Source organism: Cellulosimicrobium sp. MI9406 (assembly GCF_040595865.1).
Classification (GTDB): domain Bacteria; phylum Actinomycetota; class Actinomycetes; order Actinomycetales; family Cellulomonadaceae; genus Cellulosimicrobium; species Cellulosimicrobium funkei.
Genome location: NZ_JALIZI010000001.1, coordinates 190934 through 215446 on the forward strand (window position 1 = coordinate 190934; position 24513 = coordinate 215446).

At 76.5% G+C, this 24513-nt stretch carries 18 protein-coding genes; 10 read left to right on the forward strand and 8 right to left on the reverse strand.

Annotated features, from left to right (window positions below):
- Nucleotides 1-43: 43 nt before the first annotated feature.
- On the reverse strand, nt 44-1192 hold the full coding sequence (locus MT994_RS00845; RefSeq protein ID WP_082774719.1) for a multicopper oxidase domain-containing protein: 1149 nt from the start codon (nt 1190-1192) through the stop codon (nt 44-46).
- Nucleotides 1193-1725: 533 nt separating this feature from the next.
- Between MT994_RS00845 and MT994_RS00850 the strand changes: the two genes are divergently transcribed.
- A complete protein-coding gene (locus MT994_RS00850; protein WP_354804684.1) occupies nt 1726-4047 on the forward strand; it encodes a glycosyl hydrolase family 65 protein in 2322 nt (773 codons plus the stop codon).
- Between the two features lie 44 nt (nt 4048-4091).
- Here MT994_RS00850 and MT994_RS00855 read toward each other — a convergent pair whose 3' ends face one another.
- Entirely contained in the window at nt 4092-5138 is a 1047-nt protein-coding gene (locus tag MT994_RS00855; protein WP_163188806.1) for a GlxA family transcriptional regulator, read from the reverse strand.
- 150 nt (nt 5139-5288) lie between these two features.
- Between MT994_RS00855 and MT994_RS00860 the strand changes: the two genes are divergently transcribed.
- Nucleotides 5289-5921: a hypothetical protein gene (locus MT994_RS00860; protein WP_354804685.1), complete on the forward strand. Its 633-nt coding sequence runs from the start codon at nt 5289-5291 to the stop codon at nt 5919-5921.
- 27 nt (nt 5922-5948) lie between these two features.
- Here the strand turns inward: MT994_RS00860 and MT994_RS00865 are convergent, their stop codons facing one another.
- Nucleotides 5949-6827 (reverse strand): alpha/beta hydrolase, encoded by an 879-nt coding sequence (locus tag MT994_RS00865; RefSeq protein WP_354804687.1) that lies wholly within the window; start codon nt 6825-6827, stop codon nt 5949-5951.
- 117 nt (nt 6828-6944) lie between these two features.
- On the opposite strand from MT994_RS00865, the gene MT994_RS00870 reads away from it, so the two are divergent.
- Together MT994_RS00870 and MT994_RS00875 are read left to right on the forward strand one after the other, a co-directional pair.
- On the forward strand, nt 6945-8153 hold the full coding sequence (locus MT994_RS00870; protein ID WP_354804689.1) for a hypothetical protein: 1209 nt from the start codon (nt 6945-6947) through the stop codon (nt 8151-8153).
- A 79-nt stretch (nt 8154-8232) separates the two neighbouring features.
- Nucleotides 8233-8979: a histidine phosphatase family protein gene (locus tag MT994_RS00875; protein WP_354804690.1), complete on the forward strand. Its 747-nt coding sequence runs from the start codon at nt 8233-8235 to the stop codon at nt 8977-8979.
- A gap of 138 nt (nt 8980-9117) precedes the next feature.
- Here the strand turns inward: MT994_RS00875 and MT994_RS00880 are convergent, their stop codons facing one another.
- The gene (locus MT994_RS00880; RefSeq protein WP_354804691.1) at nt 9118-9576 is read right to left on the reverse strand and encodes a DUF6194 family protein; all 459 of its coding nucleotides are present in this window, start codon (nt 9574-9576) and stop codon (nt 9118-9120) included.
- Nucleotides 9577-9619: 43 nt separating this feature from the next.
- On the opposite strand from MT994_RS00880, the gene MT994_RS00885 reads away from it, so the two are divergent.
- Nucleotides 9620-10444 carry a MerR family transcriptional regulator gene (locus MT994_RS00885; RefSeq protein ID WP_354804693.1) on the forward strand — a complete coding sequence of 275 codons (825 nt, stop codon included), beginning with the start codon at nt 9620-9622 and terminating at the stop codon, nt 10442-10444.
- 136 nt (nt 10445-10580) lie between these two features.
- Nucleotides 10581-12470 carry a glycerophosphodiester phosphodiesterase family protein gene (locus MT994_RS00890; RefSeq protein WP_354804695.1) on the forward strand — a complete coding sequence of 630 codons (1890 nt, stop codon included), beginning with the start codon at nt 10581-10583 and terminating at the stop codon, nt 12468-12470.
- A 99-nt stretch (nt 12471-12569) separates the two neighbouring features.
- Here the strand turns inward: MT994_RS00890 and MT994_RS00895 are convergent, their stop codons facing one another.
- On the reverse strand, nt 12570-13937 hold the full coding sequence (locus MT994_RS00895; protein ID WP_354804696.1) for a hypothetical protein: 1368 nt from the start codon (nt 13935-13937) through the stop codon (nt 12570-12572).
- A gap of 46 nt (nt 13938-13983) precedes the next feature.
- Nucleotides 13984-14817 carry a VOC family protein gene (locus MT994_RS00900; protein WP_354804697.1) on the reverse strand — a complete coding sequence of 278 codons (834 nt, stop codon included), beginning with the start codon at nt 14815-14817 and terminating at the stop codon, nt 13984-13986.
- Between the two features lie 157 nt (nt 14818-14974).
- Here MT994_RS00900 and MT994_RS00905 point away from each other — a divergent pair, with 157 nt between their 5' ends.
- Complete coding sequence (locus tag MT994_RS00905; RefSeq protein WP_354804699.1) at nt 14975-16258, forward strand: endonuclease/exonuclease/phosphatase family protein; 1284 nt, start codon at nt 14975-14977, stop codon at nt 16256-16258.
- A 274-nt stretch (nt 16259-16532) separates the two neighbouring features.
- Nucleotides 16533-17678: a ScyD/ScyE family protein gene (locus tag MT994_RS00910; RefSeq protein ID WP_354804700.1), complete on the forward strand. Its 1146-nt coding sequence runs from the start codon at nt 16533-16535 to the stop codon at nt 17676-17678.
- A gap of 45 nt (nt 17679-17723) precedes the next feature.
- On the opposite strand, the gene MT994_RS00915 is transcribed toward MT994_RS00910, so the two are convergent.
- Nucleotides 17724-19190, reverse strand: a complete 1467-nt coding sequence (locus MT994_RS00915; protein ID WP_354804702.1) for a pyridoxal-dependent decarboxylase — start codon at nt 19188-19190, stop codon at nt 17724-17726.
- Between the two features lie 185 nt (nt 19191-19375).
- Between MT994_RS00915 and MT994_RS00920 the strand changes: the two genes are divergently transcribed.
- Nucleotides 19376-20995, forward strand: coding sequence for an asparaginase (locus tag MT994_RS00920; RefSeq protein WP_354804703.1), 1620 nt, complete (start codon nt 19376-19378; stop codon nt 20993-20995).
- A 227-nt stretch (nt 20996-21222) separates the two neighbouring features.
- Nucleotides 21223-21879: a chitinase gene (locus MT994_RS00925; protein WP_354804705.1), complete on the forward strand. Its 657-nt coding sequence runs from the start codon at nt 21223-21225 to the stop codon at nt 21877-21879.
- A gap of 121 nt (nt 21880-22000) precedes the next feature.
- Here MT994_RS00925 and MT994_RS00930 read toward each other — a convergent pair whose 3' ends face one another.
- Nucleotides 22001-24493, reverse strand: coding sequence for an alpha/beta hydrolase-fold protein (locus MT994_RS00930; RefSeq protein WP_354804706.1), 2493 nt, complete (start codon nt 24491-24493; stop codon nt 22001-22003).
- Nucleotides 24494-24513: the final 20 nt, after the last annotated feature.

Here is a 24513-nt window from a genome sequence, read left to right on the forward strand (position 1 = left end):
TGCGGGACGGGCCGACGGCCCGCCCCACCTCACCGGCGGACGGTCAGTGGCCGGCGTGGCCCGTGAGGTCGACGACGGCCGGCCCGGAGCCACCGCCGGCCGGACCGCCGGGGGCGGTGGCCGGGGCGCTCGTCGTCGCGGCGGCGCCGGACGGCGCGGCCCCGGACGGGGCCGACATGGTGTGGCTGCCGTGGCCCTGGAAGCGGTCGATCGACTCCTGGGCGCCCGGCGGCATCGAGCCGTCGGCGTTGCGCACGAGGAAGATGCCCGCCATGCCGCCGTCGGAGTGGAACTGGACGTGGCAGTGGTACATCCACGCACCCGGCCCGACGCCGAGCCCGGCGACGACCTGGAACCCGAACGCGTCGCCCGGGTTGAGGTCCCGGTTGTCGACGACCTGGCTCGGGTCGTACTGGTCCGCGAGCAGGCCGGTGCGGTTGTTCGCCCAGCGGTGCGCGTGGAGGTGGAAGGTGTGGAGCTGGTTGCCGTGGCCGATGCAGATGAACTCGACGCGCTCGCCGAGCTTCGCCTCGAACATCGGCGTGTCCGGCGCGACCTTGTTGTTGATGGTCATGTCGTTGAAGACCATCGTGAACTGCTTCTGCGGCAGCACGTCGCCGACCCGGCGCACGACGAGCGCGCCGTAGAGGCCCGCGGCGAGGCCCTGCGTCCCGTGCTCGCCCCACGCGTGGTCGTGGTAGTGCCAGTACCCCGCGCTGCCGGGCATCCAGATGCCGCGGTCGCGCGCCATCTTGACCGTCGACCACGTGTACGTCCGCGTCTCGCCCGGCTCGTTGAACGAGTTGTTGAACGTGCTGCCGTCGCTGTTGACGTCGTAGTTCACGCCGTGCGGGTGGATCGACAGACGCTTGTCCGTCGTGTTGACGAGCGTGATCTCGAGGGTCTCGCCCTCCCACATCTCGAGGATGGGCCCGGGGACGGTCGCCTTGCCGCGCTCGAGCCCGTAGCCGACGAGGGTGTCGGAGATGCGCTCGGCGTACATGGTGATCTTGCGGACGCCGGTGGCTGCGGTGACGGTCGTCGCGGCGGCGGCGGGGGGCGCCGCGGCGACGCTGCCGCCGGCTCCGAGCAGGAGCGCGGCGGCGGGGCTGGCAGCGACGACGCCGGCCCCGGCGAGCAGGGCCCGCCTCGAGAGCGGCCTCGGCGCCGTCTCGGTCGTCGGGTCGGGCATGGGGGACTCCTTCCGGGCGTACGGGGTCGTCCGGGCGGTCCGTGGCGCGCCGGACCGGCGGGACGGCGGTCGCCGCCCCGCGTGCCGGCGCGCTCGGGCGCGCGGAGGCTCCCCGAGGTGGTGCGGGGGACTCTGAGCAGCAGGACTGGGTGGTGCGGGGGTGTCCCGCGGTCGCAGAGGGTCGAGAGGGTGCTCGGTCGTGCGGGGCTCGACCCGGGCCGGTGGGAGACCGGCCGTGGGGCGAGGTCCAGGGCCGTCGGGCCCCGCCGGGGTACGCGTCGGTGCGTACCGTCCGGCTGTCGGTCCGGACGACGGGCTCCCCTGCGCCGACGTCCGGCCCCCTGGTCGGTTCCAGGGGCAACGAGGTTCATGACACCGCAGTCAGTGCATGGATGTCAACAGGTAGGCGAAAGTTGTGTCGACAACAAGCAAAAGTCCACGGCCGATCGACACTTGTCTCCGGAGCGGCCCTAGACGGCGCTCGGACACGCCCCGGACGGGTGTGCGACACGGCGTCGTGGTGGAGTGACCGCGTGACTCGCGACCTCCCCGCGTGGTCCGTCCGGGAGTCGGCCCTCGACGTCGACGACCCGGCCACGGCCGCGTCCCTCCTGTCCCTCGCCAACGGGTACGTCGGCGTCCGCGGCACGCTCGACGAGGCGGACCCCGACGACGACCCCTCGACCCTCGTCGCCTCCGTGCACGAGGAGTTCGAGCAGACCTACGCGGAACGCGCGTACGCCTACCCCGAGGTCGAGGAGCGCCTCGTGCCGGTCGTCGACGCGTGGCGGCTCGGCTGGTCCGTGGACGGGGAGCCGGTCGACGTCCGGACCGCCGACCCCGCGGGTCCCGACGGGACGGTCGAGGCGCACGAGCGCGTGCTCGACCTGCGCCGGGGCGTGCTGCGGCGCGAGCTGCGCTGGACCGCGCCGTCGGGCGGGACCGTCACGCTGCACAACGAGCGGCTCGTGCCGCTCTCGCGCCGCGAGGTCGTCGCGTCGCGCTGGCGCGTGCTCGCGCACGACGACGTCACCGTCACCCTGCGCCCGGTCCCCGGCTGCGCGCACGGCGGGCAGGACCCGGGCCGCGAGGCGCCCGGGCTGGTCACCGTCTCGTGCCGGCACGACGCCGAGGGGTCGTCGGTGCGCCAGCGCACCGTGCGCTCGGAGCGCGGCGTCGCGGCCGAGACCGCGCACCTCGTCGACGCCGCGGACGGCGTCCGCCCGCGCTGGCACCACCGCGGCGGCGCCGCGGTCCTCACCGTCGACCTGCGCGCCGACGAGTGGCTGGAGGTCGTCGTCCTCGCCGCGTACGCGGGCGGCGCGGATGCCGACGCGCTCCCCGCGCACGCGCACACCGTGCTCGCCGCGGCCGTCGACGCGGGCTGGGACGTGCTCGAGCGCGAGCAGGCCGACGCCCTCGCCGCGGTCTGGGACCGGGGCGACGTCGAGCTCGACGGCGACGACGAGATGCAGCAGGCCCTGCGGCACAGCCTGCTCCAGGTGGTCCAGGCGTCGGCGCGGGTCGAGGGCGTGGGCGTGCGGGCGAAGGGCCTCACGGGCACCGGCTACGCGGGCCACGCCTTCTGGGACTCGGACACGTTCGTGCTCCCCGTCCTGGACCACGTGCTGCCCGACGCCGCGGCCGCGCACCTGCGCTGGCGGCACGCCACTCTCCCCCACGCGTGCGAGCGGGCCGCCGAGCTCGGCCTGCCCGGCGCGGCGTTCCCGTGGCGCACGATCAGCGGCCGCGAGTCGTCGGGCTACTGGCCCGCGAGCACCGCCGCGTTCCACGTCTCGTCGGCCGTCGCGCTCGCCGCCGTGCGGCACGTCGCCGCCACGCACGACGACGAGCTCGCCCGGGACGTCGTCGTCGACCTCGTGGTGCAGACCGCGCGGCTGTGGGCCGGGCGCGGCCACCACACGGCCGCCGGCTTCCGCATCGACGGCGTGACCGGGCCCGACGAGTACACCGCCGTCGTGGACAACAACACGTACACGAACCTCATGGCGCGCAAGAACCTGCGCGCGGCGGACGAGCTGTGCGAGCGGTTCCCGGAGCAGGCGGCGCGGCTGGACGTCACCGCGAACGAACGCGCGGGGTGGCGGCGCGCGGCGGACCGGATGGTCGTCCCGTACGACGCGGAGCTCGGCGTCACGGAGCAGTCGCAGGACTTCACGCGGCACGCCCACTGGGACTTCGAGTCGCGAGGCACCGCGCGGTTCCCGCTCGACGACCACGTGCACTACGTCGAGCTGTACCGGCGGCAGGTCGTCAAGCAGGCCGACCTCGTGCTCGCCCTGCACGCCGCGCCCGAGGAGTTCACGCCCGAGCAGCGGCGCCGCGACTTCGACTACTACGAGCCGCTGACCGTCCGCGACTCGTCGCTCTCGGCGCCCGTGCAGGCGGTCGTCGCCGCGGAGATCGGCTACGTCGACCTCGCGTACGACTACGCGCGCGAGTGCGCGCTCCTCGACCTGTGCGACCTGCGCGGCTCGACCGACGGCGGGCTGCACGTCGCGTCGCTCGCGGGCGCCTGGACCGCCGTCGTCACGGGCATCGTGGGGCTGCGGCACGACGACGACGGGCTCCGCCTCGCCCCCCGGCTCCCGTCCCGGCTCACGCGGCTCGCGCTCGCCGTCCACCACGGCGACGCCCGGGCGCGCGTCGAGGTCCGGCCCGACGGCGTCACGTACCGTCTCGAGTCCGGCGAGCGGCTGCGGGTCGTGCACGGCGACGAGCCGTTCGAGCTCACGCCCGAGCACGCGGTCTTCGAGCGGCCCCTGCTCGCCGGGATCCAGGACCCGCCGCCCGCGCAGCCGCCCGGCCGCGCGCCGCTCTTCGCCACCTCGTAGGTGGACGTACCCGCGACGGGCCCGGTGGGCCGTGCGCGGGTCCCCTACGTCGGCAGCCGCTCCTGCTCGCCGCGCGCGCCGCGGAGCCCGGCGGCTCCCGGACCGGTCCCGCCAGGCGGGGCGAGGCGCCCGGCACGCCGGTGCGCGGCCCGGTACTGCGAGGGCGCGAGGCCGTACTCCGCGGCGAACGCCTGCCGCAGCGCCTCCGCGGACCTCAGCCCGCACTCGCGGGCGACGGTGGTGACCGGGCGGTCGGTCGACGCGAGCAGGTGGGCCGCCGCCTCGGTCCGGGCTCGCCGGACGTACCGCGCCGGCGTGCGGCCGAGGTGCCGGACGAACAGGCGCGTGAGCTGGCGCTGGCTCACGCCCGCGTGGGCGGCGAGGGCGGGGAGCGAGAGGTCTCCGTCGAGCCGCGCGGCGACGAGGTCGACCACGGCCCGGACGCATGCGTCCCGTACCTGAGGGGCCGCCGTGAAGACGCTCATCTGGGCCTGGTTCCCCGGACGCTGGAGGTACGTCACGAGCGCGCGGGCCACCCTGCGGGCGAGCTCCGGACCGTTGTCCTCCTCGACCAGCGCGAGCGTGAGGTCGAGCGCGCTCGTCACGCCCGCCGACGTGTAGACGTTGTCGTCGCGCACGTAGATGGGCGCCGGGTCGACGCGGACGGCGGGGTACTCCTGCGCGAGCCGGTCGGCGTAGCGCCAGTGCGTGGTGGCACGACGCCCGTCGAGGAGACCCGTCGCCGCGAGGACGGTCGCGCCCGTGCAGACCGACGCGACCCTGCGGCTCAGGGCGGCCACCCGGCGCACGTGCGCGACGACGAGCGGGTCGGCACCGGCCTCCTCGTGGCCGAGCCCTCCGGTCACGACGACCGTGTCGACCGGCTCGACCCACCGCTGGAGGGAGCCGTGGCTCGCGAGCGTGAGGCCCGAGTCGCACGCGACGGGTCGCCCGCCCGGGGTCAGCAGCACCACCCGGTAGGGGGGCGCGGCGCCCACACGGTTCGCGAGGACGAGGGTCGAGGTCACGCACGCGATGTCCAGGAGCTCCGCGCCGGCGTAGCCGACGACCGCCACCAACCGCTCCGCCATGAGCCGTCACCCCCGGGTTCCCGACGTCCGGTCCACAGATCCGGACACCGTCCACGATACCCCCGGGGAGTACCGCGGCCCAGGGTGAGGCTGTTCCTCCCAGGAGAGCGCGGTCGCCCGACCGCGACCGCCACGAGAGACGAGGACGTCATGAGCACTCCACGCACCGCCCGGCAGACCACCGGACCGCGCTCCGGAACCGCGCGGGGGACGAGCACCCAGACGAGGACGGGGACGAGCACCGGGACGAGCACCGCCCGGGCCGTCGTGGCCCGCTGGCCCGCCGCGCTCGGCCTCGGCGTCGCCGTCCTGCTGCTCGCGATCGGCGTGGCCGACCGCACCACCCTGGCGATCGGCGTGAGCGCGGCCGCGCTCTGCTACGTGGCCGCAGCAGCGCTCGGACGCCCCTGGGTCGCCTGGGTGAGCATCCTCGGCGCCTCGCTCGTCGTGGTCGCGAGCGAGGTGGCGGGCATCCCCTGGTGGGCCGGCATCGGGCTCACCGCGCTCGTGCTGCTCGGGATCGGCGTCGCGCGCGGCGCAGCACGACCGACGCTCCCCCAGGCGGCCGCACTTCTCGGCTACGGTTCCCTCGCTGTGGTGGCGCTCGCCGTCGACCCGGGCATCGGTCTCGTCGTGGCAGGGCTGACCCTGGCCGGCCACGCCGCGTGGGACGTCGTCCACCACCGGCGCGGCGAGGTCGTCCCCCGGCCGATGGCGGAGGCGTGCCTGTACTTCGACGTCGTTCTCGGCCTGGGCTGCCTCGCCCTCGCCGCCCTCCGCTGAGACGCGGGGCGCGTCCGGGACGCGCCGTCAGCCCGCGAGCGCCTCGCGCAGGGTCGTCGCGAACGCCGCCGGGTCGTTCGCGGGCGACCACTCGTTGACCATGAAGCCGCCGTGGTCGCCCGGGAACGTCACCGGCTCGACGCCCAGGAGGGCGGCGAGGGCGGCACCGCCGCGCCACGCGAGCGTGCCCTCGCCCTGGGCGCTCACCGCGGGGACGATGCGGGTCGCCGCCGCACGCAGGGCGTCGCCGTCGGGCGCCCACGACGGCATGGTGGCCAGGTTCCGGCCGAGGAGCAGGTCGTCGCGCGACCCGTCGTCGTCCGTCGGGAAGCCGAACATCGCCGGGTCGGGCGCCGGGCGGTCGAGGTAGTCCGCGGGCAGCGGGCCCACGTGGCTGACGAGCGCGACGAACTTCGCCATCGCGCGCCCGAAGCCCTCGCGGCGGTACGTCTCCACGATGTCCGCCTGCACCGCCGTCGCGGTCGCGGCGTCCTCCAGGAGCGGCGTGATCGGCGGCTCGTGCGCGACGAACGTCCGCACCTCGCCCGGGTGCCGCTCGATCCACGCGAGCCCGACGACGCCGCCCCCGCTCGACCCGAACACCTCCACCGGCCCGAGCCCGAGCGCGGCCACGACCTCGTGCAGGTCGTCCGCGTGCCGCTCGACCGACACCTCGCCGTCGGCGGCGAGCGTGCTGCGCTCGGTGCCGCGCGGGTCGTACGTGACGACCACCCGGTCGTCGATCAGGTCCACGAGCTGCCCGAACCCGGACGCCGCCATGGGCGAGCCCATGACGACGAGCGGCGGCAGGTCGCCCGGCGCCGCGGGGGTCCGGACGTCGTACGCCAGGACGGCTCCCGGCACGTCCAGGGTGCGGCTCGTGGTGCGGGTCGTGGTCTCGCTCATGACGTCCTCCGTGTCGTCGTCCCGCCGCGCGTCGCGGCAGGTCCCGTGCGTAGAGACGGCGACCGCCGCCGGAACTGAGCGGTCCGCGCGGCCGCGCGTTGCCACTACCCTCGCAGGATGCCGTCATCGAGGACCGTGCCCGCCGTCGTCGCCGCGGGGACGCTCACCGCGGTGCTCTGGGTCGTCACCGGGCGGGTCGCGGACTGGCTCGCCGGGGCGACGCACGCCCTGCCCGCCGGGCTCGTCCGGACGCTCCTGCCCCACCCGACCGGCGTCGTCACGGGCGGTCAGCAGGTGTCGGGCAGCACCGTGCTCACGGCCGCCCTCGCGGGCGGGCTCGTCGCGCTCGGCACGCACCTCGTGCTGCGGCGCCTGCCCGCGGGCGAGGGCCGCTGGGCCGCGTTCCTCGCCGTGTGGGGCGCGGCCGTGCTCGCGTCCGCGCTCGCCGCGACGGCGGCCTGGTTCGCGGGCGTCACGCTCGCCTGGCGCGCGGACACGATCACCCGGTTCGTCGCGACCGCGCTCGGCGGCTGGTGGGGGTTCGTCAACGGCCCGCTCGTGGCCGTGACGGTCGCCGTCGCGCGCGCCCTCACCGACCGCCACGACGACCCCGCCGGCACCCGTCACACCCGGACGCCGACGCGCGTGCGAGCGTGGCCCGCCGCGCTCGCCGCGGGCACGGCGACGGGCGTGCTGTGGGCGGCCGCGGGCGTCGGGCGCACGACGCTCCCCGGCGCCGCGGACCCGCAGTCGCCGTGGGGCGTGGCGCGCGACGTCGTGCTGCTGCCCTCCGCCCGGATCGCCGTCGACCGCGCGGCGCTCCTCGCCGACCCCGTGCACCTGCTGCTGCCCGTCGGCGTCGGGCTCGCGGTCGGGCTGCTCACGGCGCTCGCCGCGCGACGCCTGCCGCCGGTCGAGGGCCGCGCGGCGCTGCTGCTCGGGGTGTGGCTCGCGTGCGCCGGAGGTGCGGCCCTCGCCGCGGCGGTGCCCGTCGTCGCCTCCACGCTCGCCGCGGGCGGCGTGCTGCCCGACGCCGGCCGCACCCTCCCCGTGCTCGAGGCGGGCCTCTCCTGGGGGATGGTGTGCGGGGTGCTCGTGGCGCCGCTCGCGGTGGTCGTGCACCGGCACGCGGGCGCGCGACCGCACGCGGGGTCGGCCGTCGCCGACGAGCCGTGGCCCGCGCCCGTCGCTCCCGAGCAGCCCGAGGAGCGCGTGCCCGAGCACGCAGAGACATCCGACGCCGAGCAGGCGCGTCCGCGCGACGCCGACGACGCTCCCGGGCCGGACGACGCCCGGCACCTCGACGAGGTCACCGCCCGCTCCTGAGGGACGGCGTTCCGGCACCCGCCACCCCGGCGTCACCCGGCGGTCGTCGTGCCGACACCCCGGCCCCCTAGCGTCGGCCGTGACCAGCAGACCGGGACGCACCGGAGAGGGCACAGCGACGATGACCCTGACGATCACGCTCGTACGCCACGGGCAGACCTACCTCAACGCACGACGCCACCTGCAGGGGGCGTGCGACTCCCCCCTCACCCGCACGGGACGCGCGGGCGTGCGCGTCACGGCGCAGCACCTCGCGCGGCACGACTTCGCGGCCGCGTACTCCTCGCCGCAGGGCCGCGCGGTCCTCACGGCGATGGAGATCCTGCGGCACCACCCCGACCTCCCGCTCACGGTCGACCCCGACCTGCGCGAGCTGTCGTTCGGCTCCTACGAGCGACGGCCGGAGTCGCAGCTCGACGCCGTCGAGCCGTGGGCCGAGCTCGTGCCCCGCATGCTCGCGGGCTCCCACCCGGGCGTCGGCGGCGGCGAGCCGGGCCGGGACTTCATGGCGCGCGTGCGCGCGGTGTTCACGCGCGTCGTCGCCGCGCACGACGACGCGTCCCGCCCGGGCGCGACGCGCGACCGGCACGTGCTCGTCGTCGGGCACGGCCTCACGCTCGGCGCGTGGCTCGCGACGCTCGCCCCCACCGGCCTCGTCGCGCTGCCCAACGCGTCCGTCTCGACCGTCGAGGTGACCGACGGCGTCCCCCGCCTCCTCGCGGTCGGGGTCGACGTCGCCGGCCACGGCCACGTCGCCGCCCGCCCCGCCCCCGCCCCCGCTCGCGCTCGCGCTCGCGCTCGCGAGAGCACCCGACTCCCCGCCTAACCGCCACCCCGCCCGATCCCCCCGGCAGAGACCTCCGCCGAACACGGGGTTGGGGTCGCTCTCCCGGCGAAACACGTCGCCAACCCCGTGCTCGGCGGGGACCAACCCCGTGGTCGACGGCGGGTCGCCAGGTCTCCGCTACCGGGTGGTGCGGCGGGCGGTGCGGGTGCGGGCGTCGTCGTGGGCCGCGCGCAGCAGGTCGAGGACGAGCGCGGTCGTGCGCTCGCCCGGCACCACGACCGCCACCCAGCCGAGCGCGCCGTAGACCGGGTGCGGCACGACGACGTCAGTCTCCGCCGCCTCCGACGCCGCGCCGTCGCGCGGGTCGGTGCCGAGGAGCGTCCGGAACCGGTCGCGCCCGACGTGCACGTTGACCCTCCAGCGCCCCTCCGCACCGAGGCGCGACGCGGTGTCGTCGGGGTAGTCCTTCGTGACGACCGTGCCGTACGGCTGCCCGGGCGGGACGACGCCGTCGGGGGCGAAGTAGAAGAAGTGGTCGCCCCACGCGAACTCCGGGAACGCGCTGCCCGGCCCCGGGGAGAGCACGAGGGCGCCGTCGAGCGACCGGACCGTGGCGAGGATCTGCTCCATACTCATGGTTCCAGTGTGAGGTTGACGTGCTTCCGGAGGGTTGGGCGACGTGGGTGCACGAGCGCGGGGGTCGGGCGGCGGTCCCGACACGCCCCGGGTGCTGCGCACGTCCGACGTCGCGCGCGCGACCGGCTGGTCCGTCCAGCAGGTGCGCGACCTCGAGGCGCTCGGCGTCCTGCCGCCCGCGGGCCGGTCGTCGAACGGCTACCGCACGTTCGGCGACGAGCACGTGCTGGCGCTGCGTGCGTACCGGGGGCTGGCGACGGCGGTCGGGCCGGTCGTCGCTCGCGCGGTGCTGCGCGACGTCCGCACGCTCCCCCTGCCCGACGCCGCAGCGCGCGTGGGGGCGCTGCACGTGACGCTCGCGCGCGAGCGGGACGAGGCGCTCGTCGCCCGCCGCGCGCTGCTCGCGATCCGCGCGGAGGGCGGGCCCACCGGCGAGACCGGACCCGACGAGGGCGGCCCGTCCGCGAACGTGCCCGCGGGCGCGGCCGGCGACGAGGGCGACGTCCTCACCATCACCGGGCTCGCCGCGGCGCTCGGCGTGCGGGCCTCAACGCTGCGCCACTGGGAGCGCGAGGGGCTCGTCGCTCCCGAGCGCGTCGCGACGCGCGCCGGGACCCACGGTGCGCGCGCCTACCCGCCCGCCGCCGTCCGGGAGGCGCGCATCACCGCGGCGCTGCGGTCGGCCGGGTACCCGGTCCCGGCGGTCCGCGAGACGATCGCGGCGCTGCGCCGGCTCGACGACGTCGCCCCGACCCTCGCAGCCCTCGACGCGCGCCTCGACGCGATCGCGCGCCGCACCGTCGCGCTGCTCGCCGCGGGGGCCGACGTCGCACGGCTCCTGACGGGCGCGACCGGGCCGCCCGGGTGAGGCTCGAGGGGATGCCGAGGGGGCCGGCGGCGTCCCGACACCTGACCGTCCCCGGGGCGTCGCCCGGCGTCCACCGGAGCGCAAGGCCGCGTTCCTAGGGTCGCCGGGGCAACCGACCCGACGCTCGGAGGACCCGATGACGACCACCCGACGCCGCGCCGTGCGCGGCACCGCCGCCGCACTGGCGGGGACCCTGCTCGCGACGACCCTCGTCGCCGCCACGGCCACGACCGCGACCGTGCCGTTCGCGGCCCCGGCCGCCGCCGCACCCGGCGACGTGCTGCTCGCCGAGTCGTTCGACGGCGACGCCCTCCCCGAGGGCTGGACGCCCGTGCTCGGCGACTGGCAGGTGCGCGACGGCCGGCTCGTCGGCGACGCACCCGACGGGTCGTCGCCCGCGCGGATCGTGTTCGGCCGCTCCGCGGAGAACTACCGGCTCGACGCGACGCTCCGGTTCGAGAGCGTGGACAACGCGTCGCGTTGGGCGGGCGCGATCCTCGACGTCGCGCCCGACGGCACGACCCCGTGGTGGCAGGCGGTCCTGCGCACCACGACGACGGCGCCCAACGGTGTCGAGATCGCCCAGCGCACCGCCGCGGACGCCTGGAACGTCCCGTACACCGGCTCGGCGCCGACCGACGCCGCGACGGGGCGCGACGTGCACCTGTCCGTCGAGGTGCAGGGCGCGGCCGTCACGTACGCGCTCGACGGGCGGACCGTGCTGGAGGGGCGGATCGACCGGTCCCGCGACGGCGCGCTCGGCTTCGTCACCGCCGGGGCGACCGTGAGCGTCGACGACGTGACCGTCACGGAGATCGAGCCCGCGTCGTACGTCGGCGGCGACGGCGAGCTGCCGGTCACCGTCGCGCACCGCGGCTACTCGTCGGTGGCTCCCGAGAACACGCTCGCCGCCGTCGCGGCCGGGATGCGCACGGGGGCGGAGTACGTCGAGGTCGACGTGCACACCACGGCCGACGGCGTCCCCGTCGTGCTGCACGACCAGACGGTCGACCGCACGACCGACGGCACGGGCGACGTCGCCGTCCTGGCGGGCGAGCAGGTCACCGCGCTCGACGCCGGGTCCTGGTTCTCGCCCGCGTTCACCGGGCAGCGGCTGCCGTCGTTCGCGCAGCTGCTCGACCTGCTGGAGACCGGGTCGTCGACCCTGCTCCTGGAGATCAAGGGGCCCGAGACGTCCGCGGAGGTCGAGCGCGTCGTCGACATGGTCGTCGAGGCCGGGCTCGAGGACCGCGTGGTGCTCCAGTCGTTCGACGTCGACGCGCTGCGCGCCGCGCGCGAGCACGCCCCGCAGATCCCGCGCGGGCTGCTCCGCGGCGCGCTCGACGCCGACCCCGTCACCGTGGCGCAGGACCTCGGGGCGGTCATGTACAACCCGTCGGCGAGCGCGCTGCTCGCGCGTCCGGGCGTCGTCGCCGACCTCAACGCGGCGGGCGTCGCCGTCATGCCGTACACGGTGAACTCCGCCGCCGACTGGGCGCGGCTCACCGAGATCGGGGTCGACGGCATCATCACCGACCGCGCGGGGGCGTTCGTCGGGTGGAAGCAGGCGCGCGAGCAGGAGGCGCCCGCGCCCGGCGCGCCGACGGTCACGATCGTCAGCCCCGCGGAGGGCACCGAGGTCGAGCGGGGCGGCACGCTCGTCGTCGCGGCGAGCACGACGGACGCGGACGAGGTGGTCGTGACGCTCGACGGCGAGCCCGTGGACAACGGGGCGGTCGTCCCGGCCGCGGACCTCGCGCTCGGCGAGCACACGGTGACGGCGACCGCGCGGGGCGCGGGCGGCGAGGCGACCGCGGAGACGACCGTCGTCGTGACCGTGACGCCGGAGGGCCTGCGCTCGCGCCTCGCGGCGCTCGACCTCCCGCCCGGCCAGCTGACGAAGGCGCTCGACGCCGTCGAGGCCGGGCGGTGGGCGTCGGTGCGCAAGGTCGTGGAGAAGTTCGTGCGCGACACGGCCACGCGCGAGCGTCTGCTCGAGGAGGTCGACCACCTCGACGGCCGCTGACCGGGCAGCCTGACGGGGCGCCTGACATCGACCGGGCCGCTGCGCGCAGCGGCCCGGTACGTCGCCCGTCCCCGGTCGGAGCCGACCGGGGACGGGCGCTCACGCGTCGGCGAGGAAGCGTCGCCGCTCCCCGCGGGCGGACCCGGCCCGCACCCAGCCGGTGAGGACGAGGGCGCCGCCCGCGACCCACGGGACGACGTCCCACCCGGGCGGTCCGTCCGACCCGACGACGGCGCCGTCCGTCGCGAGGATCGCCGCCCCGAGGCCGAGCAGCGCGAGGCCCAGCACCAGCAGGACGACGTCCCACGCCGCGCTCCCCGCGCCCCGCCGGGGCGCGCGGGCGACGAGGGCCGCCTTCTCGGTCGCGGTGAGCGGCGCCGTCGGGCCGAGGGGCTGGACGCGCTCGGCGCCGTGCCGGAACCGCGCCGGGTCCTCGACGGCCTCGACGAGCGCAGCGGGCAGCCCGAGGAGGTAGGCGAGGTCGGCGACCGGGTCGCCGGGCCAGGTCGACGCGGCGAGCAGCGCGCGCAGCCGGCCCGGGTCGCGCGGCGCGCCGAACGCCTCGACCAAGGCCTCGTACGCACCCTCGGGGCCGGACGTCGAGAGGTCCGTCCAGGTGTCGTTCCAGCTCCCGAAGACCCACGGGCGCCCCGGCGTGCTGAGCGTCCAGGCGACGCCGCCGCCGGTCCGTTCCAGGCTGACGACGACCTCCCCGGCGCGCAGGCCGCGCTCGATCGTGGACCGGGCGCGGAACTCGCCCGAGAGGGCCGACCGGAACGCCTCCTGCTCCGCCTCGTCCGCCGCGCCGAACCTCGGCACCTCGGGGCGTGCGGCGCTCCAGACGACGGTGCGCTCGTCGGTCGCGCGCACCCACGCCGTGCCCGCCCGGCGCACGGCGGCGCGGACGAACGCGGCGTCCGCGCGGACGAGCTGCACGACGGCGTCGGGCGCCGCCGAGTCCGTCGCGGGCAGGTCCGCGACCGCCGCGAACGCCTCGAGGAGGTCGTCGGGGTGCTCGAGCGCGCGCAGCCGGTCCGCGGCGCTCGTCGCGTCCCGCAGCCCGACGAGCGCGCCGACGGCCGCGAGCACGGCGCCCGGGTCGCCGTCGAGGCGCATCGTGTGGTCGGTGGTCGAGCCGGGCTGCGCGGGGGCCCAGGTGACGACGACCGGCGGCGCGACGGCGTCCGTGCGGGCGGCGAGGATCGCGCTCACGCCCTCGGGCAGCAGGTCCGAGCCCGCGTCGAGCTGCACGACCCACGGGACCGGCACGAGCGCGTCGACCTGCGCGAGGGCCTCCGCGGCCGACGTCGGGGCGTCCGCCGCGTCGGTCGCCGTGCCGTTCTCGGTGTCGACCTCGGCGAAGGTCCAGCCCCGCTCGTCCGTCGGGCCGACGCGCCCGTACTCGAGGTCCGCGGCGCGGAGACGGTCGACGACCTGGGCGTGCGGACTGCGCGTGACGACGTTCACGGCGTCATGATGCCGCACCCGCCTCCACCCGGCGGTCAGCGTCCGGTCAGAAGCCCTCGGGCGGCGTGAACTGCGAGAGCGTGAGCACCGCACCCTGCGGGTCGCGGACCTCCGCCTCGCGCGTCCACCCCGTGTCGGCCGAGGACAGCACCACCGCACCGGCGCGCTCGGCTGCCGAAGCCGCGGCGTCCCGGTCCGCGACGGCGAACGTCACGGTGTGGCGTGCGGGTCCGGGCTCCTCCAGGACGCCCGCCACGACGTCCCGGAAGCCGGGCGGCGCGCCCGCCTGGTTCGCGTCGATCTCCGGGTTGACGGTCCGCGCGAGGTGGTCGCCGTAGCCCTCGACGCGCGCCATCCCGGCTCCGAGGTCCGGGCTCACCTCCCAGCCGAGCAGCGGGCCGTAGAAGTGCAGGGCCCGCGCGACGTCGGGCGTGCGCAGCACGCTGAAGTTCCACGTGCCCGGCTCGTTGGCGCGCTGCGCACCGAGCCGCGTGCCCGGCTGCCACAGCCGGAACGTCGCGCCCTGGGGGTCGCGCACGGTCGCCATGCGCCCCGGCGGGCCGACCGTCGTCGGGCCGTCGAGGACCTCGCCCCCGAGGTCCGGGACGCCGCGCGCAGAGGCGTCCACGTCGTCGACCGCGACGTACGTGATCCACCCGGGCTCGCCGCGGCCCGTCGCGACGGCCGCGACGTCCTGCCCGCCGAGCGAGGCGACGACGTACCGCTCCCCCGCGCCGGGCGGGAGCCGGTCCTCGAACTGCCACCCGAAGAGGGCGCCGTAGAAGGCGAGGGCGGCGTCGACGTCGGGCTGCTCGGTGTCCACCCAGCAGGGCACGCCGTGCGGGTAGGTGCGGACGGGTCGGGACGGCGAGGTGTCCATGTCTCACGGTCCCACCGGGCACCCACATCGTCACCCCGGCCCGGCGCCGGGTGTTCGCCCGCGCGACACCTTCCCGACCTTCCGGGCGTGGGCACCCGTGCGTACGGTGGCGGGGAACCTCTCGACGACCACCGTCCCCCGACGACGAGGAGCCACCGTGTCCACGAGACCGTCCAGCCCGACCGCGCGCCGCACCCGACCGCGCACCGCGCTCGTCCCCGCCCTCGCGGCCGCCGCGGCCCTCGCCGTCGCGGGCGCGGGCGCCGCCGCCGCCCCCGCCGCCGCGCACGGCGACCGCCACGGCCACGACCGCGGGACGCTCCGCGTCGCGACGTACAACGCGAGCCTCAACCGCGCCGCCGCGGGCGAGCTCGAGGCCGACCTCTCGACCCCCGACGACCCGCAGGCCGCGACGATCGCCGAGGTGCTCCAGCGCACGCGGCCCGACGTCGTGCTGCTCAACGAGTTCGACTTCGTGCCCGGCGGGCGCGCCGTGGACCTCTTCCGCGACCACTACCTCGAGGTCCCGCAGGGCGGCGCCGAGCCGATCGAGTACCGCTACGCGTACGTCGCACCGTCGAACACCGGAGTGCCCAGCGGGTTCGACCTGAACGACGACGGCGTGGTCGGTGGCGGCGACGACGCGTTCGGCTTCGGCGCGTTCGAGGGGCAGTACGGCATGGTCGTGCTGTCGCGGTACCCGATCGACACGCGCGGCGTCCGCACGTTCCAGCACTTCCTGTGGAAGGACATGCCGGGAGCGCTCCTCCCGGACGACCCCGCGATGCCCGCGCCCGCGGACTGGTTCACGCCCGAGGAGCTCGACGTCGTGCGGCTGTCGAGCAAGTCGCACTGGGACGTCCCGGTCCGCGTGGCGCGGCAGACCGTCCACGTGCTCGCGTCGCACCCGACCCCGCCCACGTTCGACGGCCCCGAGGACCGCAACGGCCGCCGCAACCACGACGAGATCCGGTTCTGGGCGGACTACGTGACGCCCGGCAAGACGTCCCGCTACGTGTACGACGACGCGGGCCGGCGCGGCGGGCTGCGCCCGGGCGCGAGCTTCGTCGTCCTGGGCGACCAGAATGCCGACCCGCTCGACGGCGACTCCGTGGACGCCGCGATCGACCAGCTCCTCGACCACCGGCGCGTCCAGGACCCGGCGCCCCGGTCCGCCGGCGCGGCCGAGGCCGCCACGCTCCAGGGCGGGGCGAACGCGACCCACCGGGGCGACCCCGCGCTCGACACCGCCGACTTCGCCGACAGCGCCCCGGGGAACCTGCGCGCGGACTACGTGCTGCCGTCGCGCGACCTGCGGGTCCGCGACGCGGGCGTGTTCTGGCCCGTCCAGGCCGACCCGATCTCGCGCCTCACCGGCGTCTTCCCGTTCCCGAGCAGCGACCACCGGCTCGTCTGGGTGGACCTGGCCGTCCGCGGCTGACCCACCGGCCCCGACGTCGCCCCGGGTGCTCGTCGCCCGGGGCGACGATGGTGGACCGGCGCCGCCCGCGGGTGCACACTCGGAGGTCTGTGCTCACCGCCGACGCACAGCAGACTCCCGGCCGGCGCCTCGCCGGTCGCACGGCACGCCCCCGGCGCGCCACGTCGTCCGGCCCGACGACCACCTCACCCTCGTCCCCGGGGCGACGCCCGCGCCGACAGCAGCGCGCGCCGGCTCCCCTCGCCCCCGCGGGACCGCCGGACCAGGAGCACCCATGAGAAGACTCCGCACCGCCCTGCCCGCCGCCGTCGCCGCCGCGACCGCCGCCCTCGTGCTCGTCGCGGGGCCCGCCGTCGCGCACGGCGGCAAGCCCTCGCCGCGCCCGCCGACCGTGACCGACGTCGCGACCGGCCTCGTCACGCCGCTCAGCCTCGCGGTCGGACCGCGCGGCACCACCTACGTCACCCAGAACTTCGCCGGGCTGCTCACGGCCGTCGGCCGCGACGGCACCCCGACCGTCCTCTACGCGTCGCCCGACGGCGGCGAGGTGGGCGGCGTCTCCTACGACGGCCGTCGGATCACGTTCACCGAGACGCAGCTCGGCGAGGAGGGTCCGGTCGCGTCGGAGGTGTCGACGCTGCGGACCGACCGGCGGGGCAACCCGACGGGCGCGCCGGTCGTGCTCGCGGACACGTTCGCGTACGAGCAGGCGAACAACCCCGACGGCGGCGTGACCTACGGCCTGCGCGACACCGACCCGGCGTGCGTCGCCCAGGTCCCCGCGTCGCCCGTCCCGCCCCGGTACACGGGGATCGCGGACTCCCACCCGTACGCGACGACGTCGTCCCACGGCACCACGTACGTCGCCGACGCGGGCGCCAACGCGATCCTGTCGGTGAGCGACCGCGGCCGGGTCCGGACGGTGGCCGTGCTGCCCGCGCAGCCCGCGGTCGTCACCGCCGAGGCGGCGGCGGGCCTCGGGTGGCCCGCGTGCGTCGTCGGGCAGACGTACTGGTTCGAGCCCGTCCCGACGGACGTCGAGGTGGGCCCGCGCGGCGTGCTCTACGTGACGACGCTCCCCGGCGGGCCCGAGGACGCGAGCCTCGGCGCGCGCGGCGCGGTGTACACGGTCGAACCCTGGCGCGGCGCGGTGCGCCGGCTCGCCACCGGGTTCCTCGGAGCGACCAACCTCGCCGTGTCCGGCGACGGCACGGTCTACGTCGCCGAGCTGTTCGGCGGGAAGATCTCGCAGGTCGGCAAGCGCGGGCCGAGCACCCTCGTCGAGGTCCCGCTCCCCGCGGGCCTCGAGTGGGACGGCAAGGGCCTGCTCGCGACGACGAACGCCCTCCCGGCGGACGAGACGACGCCGCCCGACGGGCACCTCGTGCGCATCGACCTCGGCCGGCACGGCGGGCGCTGACGCACCACCGACCCCGGGCGTCGCACCGACGCCCGGGGCCGGTCGTCAGGCGCGGGTCGCGGCGACCGCCCGGCCGAGCGCGTCGACGCTCACCGCGACGTCGGCGTCCGTCGTCGCCCAGGAGCTCACGGAGACGCGGAGCACGGCGCGGTCGTGCCAGCGCGAGCCGGACATCCACGCGGTCCCGTCGTCGAGCACGCGCCGCACGACGTCCTGCGTCCGCGCGTCGTCGCCGAACGCCGCGCACACCTGGGTGAACACGACGTCGTGCAGCACCTCGCCCTCGAGCGCGCGCACCGCGTCGGCGAACGTCGCCGCGTGGCGGCAGAACCCGTCCACGAGGTCGGCGACGCCCGAGCGGCCGAGCGCCCGCAGCACCGCCCAGACGGGGAACGCGCGACCGCGCCGCGAGAGCTCGGGCACCTTGTCGAGCGGGTCGCCCGCCTCGCTCTGGATGAGGTAGTCGCCGTGCATGCCCATCGCGGCCCGCAGCGGCGCCGGGTCCGCGACGATCGCGAGGCCGCAGTCGTACGGGACGTTGAGCGTCTTGTGCGCGTCGGTCGCCCACGAGTCGGCGCCCTCGTACCCCGCGACGAGGTGGCGGTACGTCGGCGACGCGGCGGCGAAGAGCCCGAACGCGCCGTCGACGTGCACCCACGCGCCGTGCCGGTGCGCGACCTCGACCGCCGGGCCGAACGGGTCGAACGCCCCGGAGTGCACGTTGCCCGCCTGCAGCACGACGATCGTGGGCGCCGGCCCCGAGGGAGAACCCCGGTCCCGCGAGGTAGAGCTCTGGTCCCGCGAGGTAGAGGCCAGGTCCCGCGAGGTAGAGCCCTGGTCGTCCGAGGGAGAGTCCGGGTCGGCCAGCGCCTCCTCGAGCGCGGCGACCGAGACCCGGCCCTGGTCGTCCGCGGCGACGACCTCGGGCGCCCCGAGCCCGAGGTAGGACAGCGCGAGGTCGACCGACTCGTGCCGCTCGGTACCGACGAGCACGCGCACGCGCGGCGCACCCGTGAGGCCGTCGCGCCGCACGTCCCACCCCGCGCGGCGCAGCACCTCGCCGCGCGCGGCGGCGAGCGCCGTGAAGTTCGCGGTCGTGGCGCCGGTGACGAACCCGACCGCGCCCGACGCGGGCAGGCCCAGCAGCTCGAGCAGCCACGCGCTCGTCACGTCCTCGACGGCGGTGTGGGCCGGGGTGACGGTGCGCAGCGCGGAGTTCTGGTCCCACGCGCTCGTGAGCCAGTCGGCCGCGAGCGCCGCCGGGTGGCTGCCGCCGATGACCATGCCGTAGAAGCGGCCCGACGGCATCGCGGTGAGGCCCGGCCCGCACGCCGTGGCGAGCAGGTCGACGACGTCGGCGGCCGGGCTGGGACCGTCCGGCAGGTCCGTGCCGAGCGCGGCGACGACGTCGGCGACGCCCGCCCGGGGCGGGACCGGGCGCGTCGCGAGGGAGTCGAGCCACGCGGCGGCGTGCTCGTGCGCCCGCAGGAGGGCGGCGTCGCGATCGTCCATGACCGCTCCTGACCGGGCCGGACCGACGCCGGCCCTCCCGCCAGGCTGGACCCGCGGGGAGCGCGGGTCAACCGCTCCACCGGTAACCGGCACGTCCGTACTTCTTACGCCCAGGCAATCCCCAGGCAACACACGGTCCCTAGCGTCGGGCGGGCCAGATGTTCCCCCCGACGGAAGGCCCCCTGTTGAGAACGTTCACCCTGACCCTGTCCGGCCGCGCCGTCGCGGCCGTCGTCGCGCTCGTGCTCGCGTGCGCCGCCCTCGCCGCGACGGTCGCGTACACCGTCGCCGACTCCCGGGCGTCGGCCGCCGCCGCGCGCGCCGAGGGTGCCGCGGCACCGGTGCTCGCGGCCGGCACCGCGCCTGCGAACCCGCTCGGCATCACGTCCGCGCGGTACACGACCGCGACGGCGACCGCCGCGGCGGAGAAGCCGAAGGTCGTCGTCGTCGCGACCGGCGGCACGATGGCCGGCAAGGCGACCGGCCGCGACACGTTCACGAGCTACCGCGCCGGCACGTACCGCATGGAGGACATGCTGAACACGCTGCGGCCCGAGCTCGACGCGGTCGCCGACGTCACCGCCGTCCAGTTCGGCAACGCCGGGTCGTCCGGCTACTCGATGGAGCAGTTCCACGCGCTCACGCTCGAGGTGGAGAAGCAGCTGAAGACCGCCGACGCCGTCGTGGTGACGACCGGCACGGACACGCAGGAGGAGTTCGCGTACTGGCTCGACCTCACCGTGCGGTCGCGCAAGCCCGTCGTCACGTCCGGCTCGATGCGTCCGTGGGGGTCGGGCGCCGGGCCCGACTCGAGCCTCGTGTTCGGCACGGACGCGCCCGCGAACCTCTACAACGCGATCAAGGTCGCCGCGTCCCAGCAGACGTTCTGCTTCGGCACGGTGCTCATGCTCAACGACGAGATCCAGGCGGCCCGCGAGGTCACGAAGTCGAACTCGTACCGCACCGACACGTTCCAGACGCGCGAGTACGGCGTGCTCGGCTGGATCGACGGTGACAACGTCACGCTCGGTCGCGCCCCGGCGCGCGTGCTCGCGTGCGACACCGAGGAGTGGTTCACGCCGTTCGACCTCGCGAAGGTCGACGCGAAGACGCTTCCGCGCGTCGAGATCCTCATGTCCTACCAGCAGGCCGGCGGCGAGGCCGTGACGGCGTTCGCGAACGCGGGCGTCCGGGGCATCGTCACCGCGGGGACGGGTGCGGGGGGCATCTCGTCCGCGATGAGCCAGGCCCGCACCGCCGCCGTCCGCGACAAGGGCGTCTGGTTCGTCTCGACGACGCGCACCGGGTCGGGGTCGTCGTACGGGGGCGGCAACGGCATCATCGCCGGCGGCGACCTCACGGCCGTCAAGGCGCGGCTCCTGCTGCTCCTGTCGCGCGCCTTCACCGACGACTTCGCGACCGCCCAGGGCTGGTTCACGACATTCGGCAACGCGTCGTTCGACCAGTCCGCGACGGCGGCCACGGTCGGCGCCGAGCCGGGCTCGACGACGGTCCGCTTCTCCGGCACCGCGACGCCGTCGTGCAAGGCCGCGGGCAAGCAGCTCTGGCTGACGGCGTCCGTGACGAACGAGGACACGGTGCCGATCGACGTGTCCGTGCAGACTCCGGCGGGCGAGCACACGTTCTCGGCGGTCCCCGCCGGGGAGTCGGCCGAGAAGACGCTCGCCGTGAAGGCCAAGACGCTCGACGCGGGCGAGATCACGCTCGTCGCGACGAAGGACGTCGACGGGCGGGCCGTGCAGACGGAGACGACCGCCGCCTACCCGGAGACGACCTGCCGCTGACACCCTGACCCCTGGCCCCGCCCACCACCCCGTCGAGCACGGGGACGGCGACCGGATCCGCACCGATCCGGTCGCCGACCCCGTGCTCGGCAGCGTCGTGGGGGTCTCGGTGGGCGACTCGGTGGCTCGATCCGAGGCACCTCTCCCGGTTACGCAGGTCTCCTCACCAATCCCGTAGGGTGGGCGCGGCCGCGGCGTCGCGGCCGCCGCCGACGAGGGGGGACCCCGTGACCGACCCGACGACCACGACCACCACCGCACCGACGACGTTCGTGGTGACCGAGCAGCAGTTCGACGCGATGTTCCCGGAGCGGAACCCGTTCTACACGTACGCCGGGCTCGTCGCGGCAACGGTCGCGTACCCCGCGTTCGCGACGTCGGGCGGCGACCGTGTGGCCCGGCGCGAGGCCGCGGCGTTCCTCGCGCAGGTGAGCCACGAGACGCACGGGCTGGAGCACGTCGTCGAGGTCAACACCGCGAACTACCCGCACTACTGCGACCCCGCGCAGCCGTACGGGTGCCCCGCCGGGCAGGACGCCTACTACGGCCGCGGCCCGCTCCAGCTGAGCTGGAACTTCAACTACCGGGCGGCCGGGGAGGCTCTGGGGATCGACCTCCTCGCCGACCCGTGGCTCGTCGAGCAGGACCCGACCGTCGCGTGGCAGACGGCGCTCTGGTACTGGAACACCCAGCCCGGCACGGCCTCGATGACGTGCCACGACGCGATCGTCGGCGAGCACGGCTTCGCCGAGACCATCCGCGCCATCAACGGCCCGCTCGAGTGCGAGGGCGGCAACCCCCGCCAGATGGACAACCGCGTCCGCCTCTTCCGGCACTACGTCGAGATCGTCGGCACGACCACGGGCGACCACCTCACCTGCTGACCGCGCCTCCCCGACACCACCGCCCGCCGAGCACGGGGTCAACGACCGAAATCCCGAAGAAACGGTCGCCGACCCCGTGCTCGGCTGCGTGCGGGGGGCGGCGGCAGCGTAAGGGTCAGGGTCAGGGGCAGGTGAGCGCGGCGTACGGGACGACGACGGCGCGGCCGTCCACCGTCGCGGTCGCCTCGCCCGCGGGGACGGTCGTGGCGCGGACGGCGAACGACCGGTAGGCCGACGCGCCCGGGACGACGTCCGCGACGACGTGCGTGCCGTACGGCGTCGCGAGCTCGACGTCGACGGGCGCGTCCCCGGTGCTCGTCGCGCGCACGGCGACGTAGGCCTTGCCCGCGAGGCACCGCGCCTCGGCGGTGACGTCCAGCGCCGGGCCGGTGGCCCCGGCGTCGGGCACGACGGCGTCCCACGGCGTCCGGGCCACGAACACGTCGGCGGCGCCCGCGTTCGTCGCGCCCGCGGGCGCGCCGTACGTGAGCCCGGTGAGCAGCGCGGCGCCGTCGCGGCCGTCCGCGGCGGGTGCGGGGGCCGCGAACAGGTTCGCGTCGTCCCACTCGTCGGCGCCGTCGCGCTCGCGCGACCCGGTCTGCGTCGCCTCGCCCGGGGTGCCGTCGGCCGCGACGGGGAACGTCACGACGTCGACCCCGCCGACGGCCGTGCCCGGCGCGCCGTACGTCGTGCCGACGACGAGCACCGCGTCGTCGGCGCCGAGCACGCCCGTCACGCCGCGGTCGTCGGTCGACGTCCCGACCTGCGTCGTCCACAGGACCTCTCCCGCGGTGTCGAGCGCGCGCACGACGACGTCGTTGTCCCCGAGCTTGCCGCCCTCGCCGAGCGCCCCGCGCGTGTGCCCGACGGCGACGACCGACCCGTCCGAGCGCGCCACGAGGCCGTTGACCTGGTCGTTCTCGCCCGTCGCGACGGCGCGCAGCCACTCCTGCTCGCCGTCCGCGCCGTAGCGCGCGACCCAGCCGTCGTTCGCGCCCGCACGCTCGGCCCCGGGCATCCCGCCGCCCGACACCCCGCCCACGTACACCGCGCCGTCGGGCGAGGCCGCGACCGCGAGCGCCTTGTCCTCGCCGGGCCCGCCCACCTGGTGCAACCACAGCAGCTCGCCCGCCGCGGAGACCCGCCCGACCAGCGCGTCCTTGTCCCCGGCGCTCGGCGCGTCGCCCACGGCACCGCTCGTGTACCCGGCGACGTAGGCGCCGCCCGCGCCGTCGGGCGCGACGGCGTAGAAGCGGTCGGCCGCGGCGGGGTCGCCGGTCTGCAGCGTCCAGGCGCGCTCGCCGTCGGCGGTGACGGCCGCGACGAACCCGTCGTCGCGCGTCGTGCCCGCGTGAGCGCCGTCGAGGTCGCCCTTCGTGTACCCGGCGACGAGCACGCCGCCGTCGGCGCCCGGCACGACGCCGTACGCGCGGTCGTCCGCGGCCGTCGCGACCGCGTGCCGCCAGACCTCGGCGCCGTCGGCGTCGCGCCGCACGACGACCGTGTCGAGCCCGCCCGCGGGCTCGTACCCGTCCCACGCGCCGGCGAGGTTGAGCGCGACGGCGGTCCCGCCGTCGGGCAGGGCCGCGACCCCGCCCGCGCGGTCGTCGCCCGCGGAGCCGAGGAGCTCGGCGTCCCACGGCACGGCGGGCGTGGTGCGCAGGCGCGCCGAGACGTCGACGACCCCCTCGCGGAACGCGGGCCGCCAGACGTCCCAGTCGTGGCCGCCGTCGAGCACGCGCAGCTCGGCCGTCACGCCCGGGACGCGGCGCGCCTGGTTGTAGAGGCGCGCGGACTCGAAGTCGATGTCGTGCGTGGCCTCGGCGGGGTCGGGGTTGGCCCACTCGTCGTCGCCGACGGCGACGAACAGGTGCACCGGGAGCGCCGGGTCGAGCGCCGCGAGCGCCGTCGGGTAGGACAGCTCCGTGTACCGGTCGGCGTCGAACGGCGCGGTCCCGACGCCGTAGCCGCCGTGGTCGCGGGCCGAGGAGTCGGCCGGCGGCTGCGGCACGTAGACGGCGGGGCTCAGCACGATGCCCGCGGAGAACGTGTCCTGGTGGGCGAGCGTAAACCGCAGCGCGCCCGCGCCGCCCATGGAGTAGCCGCCGACGGCGCGCGCCTCGCGGTCCTCGACCGTGCGGTACGTCGCGTCGACGTGCGCGACGAGGTCGCGCGTGAACGCCGTCTCGACGGCGGTGCCGACCCCGGCGCCCGTCGCGTCCCCGGTGTAGAGCGAGTCCGTGTACCAGGAGCCGCGGTCGTTCCACGGCGCGTCGGGCATGACGACGACCATCGGCTGGATCTCGCCCGCCCCGATGAGCTCGTCGAGGTCGCCCGTGACCTGCTGCCACGCGGCCTGCGTGTCGCCGCGGCCGTGCAGCAGGTAGAGCGTCGGGTACTCCTGCGCGGCGTCGTCGTAGCCGGGCGGCAGGTAGACCGTGTAGTCGATCGGCCCGGCCGCGGAGTCCGCGACCCGCCCCGCCTCGACCGTGCCCTGCTCCGCGGCGGTCGCGGGCAGCGCGAGCGCCGACCCGCCGATCGTCGCGCTCACCGCCAGCGCGGCGAGCGCCGCCGTCGTCCCGGGCCGCCGGTGCGGCCGTCGTGCTGCGTCCATGGTGTCTCCTCGTCGAGATC

Excerpts from the sequence above, each read along its gene's own strand:
- MT994_RS00845 (WP_082774719.1), bottom strand. The coding sequence starts at position 1,192 with ATGCCCGACCCGACGACCGAGACGGCGCCGAGGCCGCTCTCGAGGCGG.
- MT994_RS00855 (WP_163188806.1), bottom strand. The coding sequence starts at position 5,138 with ATGGCGGAGCGGTTGGTGGCGGTCGTCGGCTACGCCGGCGCGGAGCTC.
- MT994_RS00860 (WP_354804685.1), top strand. The coding sequence starts at position 5,289 with ATGAGCACTCCACGCACCGCCCGGCAGACCACCGGACCGCGCTCCGGA.
- MT994_RS00865 (WP_354804687.1), bottom strand. The coding sequence starts at position 6,827 with ATGAGCGAGACCACGACCCGCACCACGAGCCGCACCCTGGACGTGCCG.
- MT994_RS00870 (WP_354804689.1), top strand. The coding sequence starts at position 6,945 with ATGCCGTCATCGAGGACCGTGCCCGCCGTCGTCGCCGCGGGGACGCTC.
- MT994_RS00880 (WP_354804691.1), bottom strand. The coding sequence starts at position 9,576 with ATGAGTATGGAGCAGATCCTCGCCACGGTCCGGTCGCTCGACGGCGCC.
- MT994_RS00890 (WP_354804695.1), top strand. The coding sequence starts at position 10,581 with ATGACGACCACCCGACGCCGCGCCGTGCGCGGCACCGCCGCCGCACTG.
- MT994_RS00900 (WP_354804697.1), bottom strand. The coding sequence starts at position 14,817 with ATGGACACCTCGCCGTCCCGACCCGTCCGCACCTACCCGCACGGCGTG.
- MT994_RS00910 (WP_354804700.1), top strand. The coding sequence starts at position 16,533 with ATGAGAAGACTCCGCACCGCCCTGCCCGCCGCCGTCGCCGCCGCGACC.
- MT994_RS00915 (WP_354804702.1), bottom strand. The coding sequence starts at position 19,190 with ATGGACGATCGCGACGCCGCCCTCCTGCGGGCGCACGAGCACGCCGCC.
- MT994_RS00930 (WP_354804706.1), bottom strand. The coding sequence starts at position 24,493 with ATGGACGCAGCACGACGGCCGCACCGGCGGCCCGGGACGACGGCGGCG.